The organism is Desulfuromonadales bacterium, from assembly GCA_035620395.1.
Lineage (GTDB): Bacteria > Desulfobacterota > Desulfuromonadia > Desulfuromonadales > DASPGW01 > DASPGW01.
On the sequence record DASPGW010000140.1, the window covers coordinates 1 to 3,901 of the forward strand.

Consider the following 3,901-nt stretch of genomic DNA (forward strand, 5'->3'; position numbering starts at 1 on the left):
GATGTGGCTCTTCGACGGTTCGGGGGGCAGGCCGCCGAAATAAGGGTCACGATGGTCGTTGATGGTCTGGACCTTGACGCCCGCCTCCCGTAGCATCACATCGAGATAACCCCGGGCGGTCCCGTACATGGGATTAACGGCGACGGTCATACCCGAGGCAGCGATGGCGGCAAAATCGATCAGCCCGCGCACCTGTTTGAAGTAGGGTTCACGAGGGTCGATCTCCTCGACCAGCCCGGCTCGCACCGCCTGATCGAGAGGCATCTCCTTGAAGCATATCCCGCCAAGCATGGCGTTGGCCCGCTCCTCGATATCCCGGGTTGCTTCCGGCAGTGCCGGTCCGCCCGTCTCCGGGGAGAACTTGAGGCCATTGTACTCAGGAGGGTTATGACTGGCGGTGAAGTTGATTCCGCCTGCGGTCTGACGCCGAAGGATTTCGAAGGCAATGACGGGGGTCGGCGTGTCGCGGTCGCAGATGAACGACTTGATGCCGGCGCCGGCCAGCACCCGCGCAGCCTCTCGGGCGAACTTCTCACCCATGAAGCGGCTGTCGTGGCCGACCACCAGCCCCTGCTCTGTCAGTCCCCTGGTACGCAGGTGATCGGCGATGGCCTGAGTGACGACCCGTACGTTGTCAAAGGTGAAATCCTCGCACAAGATCCCCCGCCAGCCGGAGGTTCCGAAACTGATGCGCGTCATGTACTGCCCTCCTGATTGTTGAAAAGCGTTGGCTGATCAATATACGGGACAAAGGATACCATACCAGGCTGGAAAGGGTACGCGTGTCAAGACTTCAAAAATTCCTCCTCGGCAGAATGCGGCGTCGGGTAATTTTCGATTCCCTCGACGTAGGGGCAATCGCCAGGCAGAATCCCCTGACGAATGGTGCGGGGAGTGAGCGGGGTGCAGCCGGGACGGGCCACATGGCGGTTCTCGTAGACGGTGCAGAGGCGGGTGACCGGATCGAGCTTTTCGCAGGGGGTAGTGGTGTAATAGACTTCCCCTTCGAATTCGATCTTTTCGTAGCAGCAGCGCCCACAGCGCCGACAGATATCTTCCCGCAAACGGATGCGCGACAAGGTTTGTACCTCCAGTTTTTCCGCTACAGTAGCGAATGGCCGGCAACGGGTCAAGGCGGAAAAAATCGGAATACTTTGCCCCCCAAATAACTGTTGACAAAATTTGACCAAATGCCAGATAATGCTGGTCTGGGCCAAAAGAAACAGAACCGTAAGGAGACTTCACCCATGCAGTGTCAAACCGTACTTCCCGGTACCGAGTGTACCTTCTGGGCCAAGCAGGGCTGCACCTTCACCGGCAACGCCTGCCAGAACATCGTCGAGGATTGCGTCGGCTGCGATCGCATTGTCGAAGGGACCATCGGCAAAGTCTGTTCAGCTGCCCCTTCCCCCACCCGCAAATGGGCCGCCGGGCTGTGCAACATTGCCACCCACCGCAAGATCGAGATCAAAACCGAGGACGCAAAGATCAACCCCCTCAAGGCTTCGAAAAAGGCTTCCGCCAAGAAGAAGTAACCACCTCTTCCCGGCAGCAGAAAATGAAAGGCAGGCGAGAAATCGCCTGCCTTTTTTCTTTCTGTTCAACAACCAAAACCTGACAGCAAAGGGCATAAGATGTATCCGCAGATTTCACAGATTAAACCGCACCTGAATTGCTGGTTATTTAATCTGCGTCGATCTGCGTAATTTGCGGAATATTTGGCTTTTCATAGAGAACTGTCATAGAGAACTAAGGTTTTACTCCGCGCAGAGCTGTTGAATAATTACCGAAAAAATACAAACAGCAGCGGCACCAGGAAGGCGGTGAAAAGCCCGTTGAGACCGATGGCCAGCCCGGCGACGGCGCCGCCGAGGCGATCAAACTCCAGCATACGGGCGGTACCGATGCCGTGAGAAGCGGTGCCGACGGCCAGCCCCACGGCTGCAGAACCTTTCAAACCGATCAGACGGCAGAACTCCGGACCGCAAATTGCTCCGAGGCAGCCGGTCAAAACAACAATGGCGGCGGTGAGTGGGGCGATGCCGCCGATTTTTTCGGCAATGCCGATGGCGATGGGCGTCGTCACCGACTTGGGAGCAAGCGAATGAACCACCGACCGGCTGCCACCCAGCAGCCAGGCCAGACCGGAGGCGCTGACCACCGAAGTAAGTGCCCCCGCCAGTACGCCGAGCAGAATCGGCACTTTCTTCGCCAGAATCTCCCGGCGCCGCGTATAGAGGGGAACTGCCAGGGCCACCACCGATGGACCCAGCAGAAACAACACGTAGCGGCCGCCGACCGCATAGTTTTCGTAGGGTATCTCGAACAGCAGCAGAAAAACGATGATACCGGCGATGGAGAGGGCGACCGGGTTGAACAGGATGCTGCCGGTGCGCTGGTAGAGCTTTTGGGCCAGGGCGAAGGCGACAAGGGTCAGGCCGACACCGAACAGCGGCGAGACGAGAAAGTCAGGCATCCGGCGCCCCTCCCTTCTTCTCGAGCCACGTCTCGGCCCAGCCGGTCACGGCCATGACCGCGAAAGTGCTGAGCACGGTGGCGACGGTGATCGGCAGCCACTCCCGGCGGATCAGATCGAAGTAGACCATGACGCCGACCCCGGCGGGGATGAAAAAGAGGGCCAAGTGGGAGAGCAGCAATTCGGCCGCATCCTCAAGCCACTCGACCCGGACGACACCGGCCACCAGAAAAACCAGCAACAACCCCATCCCGACCACGTTCCCCGGGATGGGCAGCGCCAGCCGGAGGGAAAGCAATTCGCCCAACAACTGCATTGTCAACAGCAGGGCAAAGCCGCGAACCATGAAAATCTCTCCGTCGACCGATTCGGATGATTCGGCGGAACGCCCGAACACCTCAAAGTTCTGCCTTCAACCCTTCTACCACCGCCGCGACCTCATCCCGGACTTCTTTGGCCGTCGGTGAACGCTCCCGCATCAGGAACTCCTGGAATGCCTGGAGAGCTTCCCTGGGCTTCTCCTGATCGAGGCAGATGTTTCCGAGGGTCAGGTAGGCGAAGGCGAATCCCGGGTCGAGGCGCAGAGCCTCCCGGCAGGCCTTCGCTGCGGACTCCAGGTCGCCGGTGTCGTAGAACATCTCGGCCAGGTTGAAATGCGCCTGAGGGTCTTCCGGCTCAAGTTCAAGCACCTGCCGGTAATGTGCCAGAGCCTCTTCGTTGCGGCCTTGTGCATAGCAGGCGTCACCGAGCGAATTGAGGGCAAAGACGGAACCGGGCTCAAGACGCAGAGCCTTCTGATAGCACTCAACCGCCTGCTCGATCCGCTCCTGGTTGAAATGGACCAGACCCATGCTGACCCAGGCATCTGCCTCGCTCTCATCCAGCTCGAGAATTTGCTGGTAAGTCTGCAGCGCTTCCTCAGCGTGCTGCGCCTCGAACAGAGCATCGCCCAGCGCATAGAGGATCTCGACGTTCTCCGGGGCGAACTCCCGGGAACGCCTGAAGGAGGCAATCGCTTCTCGCAGCTTGCCGTCCTCGGCCAGTGCCTCACCGAGCAGAAAATGTCCTTCCGCTGATGCAGGGTTATCCTGCAGCGCCTGACGGAAGCAGCGGATGGCGACACCGTAATCGCCGATATCCATCGCCTCACGCCCCTTCTTGAAAATCGATTCGTCCGGTTGCATCCCCTTCTATCCTTTCGTCGCAAGATTGCTTCTGTAGCCCGGGTTTTCATTGATCAGTCAGACCCGCAGATCGCTCGCCAGGGAGCGCGGAGAATCTCGTCCATATCGTTCCACCTCATCGTGCGCGGAATCCGCTCAGCAGGTCATCCAGAAGCTCCAGTCCATCGAGCAGCCCCCACGGAGTGCTGGCCACCTTCAAAACCTTGACACCCAGTTCCCGTTCGAGATCCTCGAGGGAAAT

At 59.0% G+C, this 3,901-nt stretch carries 6 protein-coding genes; 1 reads left to right on the forward strand and 5 read right to left on the reverse strand.

Translation table 11 applies throughout. The annotated features are described in order from the left end of the window. Both VD811_07755 and VD811_07760 read right to left on the reverse strand, forming a co-directional pair. On the reverse strand, window positions 1–699 hold a 699-nt coding region (locus VD811_07755), incomplete at its 3' end, for a phosphoglucomutase/phosphomannomutase family protein (protein ID HXV20864.1). A gap of 86 nt (window positions 700–785) precedes the next feature. Beyond that, window positions 786–1,079 carry a hypothetical protein gene (locus tag VD811_07760; GenBank protein HXV20865.1) on the reverse strand — a complete coding sequence of 98 codons (294 nt, stop codon included), beginning with the start codon at window positions 1,077–1,079 and terminating at the stop codon, window positions 786–788. Between the two features lie 168 nt (window positions 1,080–1,247). Between VD811_07760 and VD811_07765 the strand changes: the two genes are divergently transcribed. After that, window positions 1,248–1,535, forward strand: a complete 288-nt coding sequence (locus tag VD811_07765; protein ID HXV20866.1) for a PxxKW family cysteine-rich protein — start codon at window positions 1,248–1,250, stop codon at window positions 1,533–1,535. A 248-nt stretch (window positions 1,536–1,783) separates the two neighbouring features. On the opposite strand, the gene VD811_07770 is transcribed toward VD811_07765, so the two are convergent. Genes VD811_07770 through VD811_07780 form a run of 3 tightly spaced genes read right to left on the reverse strand, consistent with a single transcriptional unit; the run spans window position 1,784 to window position 3,660 of the window. Beyond that, window positions 1,784–2,476, reverse strand: a complete 693-nt coding sequence (locus VD811_07770) for an LrgB family protein (GenBank protein ID HXV20867.1) — start codon at window positions 2,474–2,476, stop codon at window positions 1,784–1,786. Further along, window positions 2,469–2,822: a CidA/LrgA family protein gene (locus VD811_07775; GenBank protein ID HXV20868.1), complete on the reverse strand. Its 354-nt coding sequence runs from the start codon at window positions 2,820–2,822 to the stop codon at window positions 2,469–2,471. Before VD811_07775 ends, VD811_07770 begins: the two co-directional genes overlap by 8 nt. 52 nt (window positions 2,823–2,874) lie before the next feature. Beyond that, on the reverse strand, window positions 2,875–3,660 hold the full coding sequence (locus VD811_07780) for a tetratricopeptide repeat protein (protein ID HXV20869.1): 786 nt from the start codon (window positions 3,658–3,660) through the stop codon (window positions 2,875–2,877). Between the last annotated feature and the right edge of the window lie 241 nt (window positions 3,661–3,901).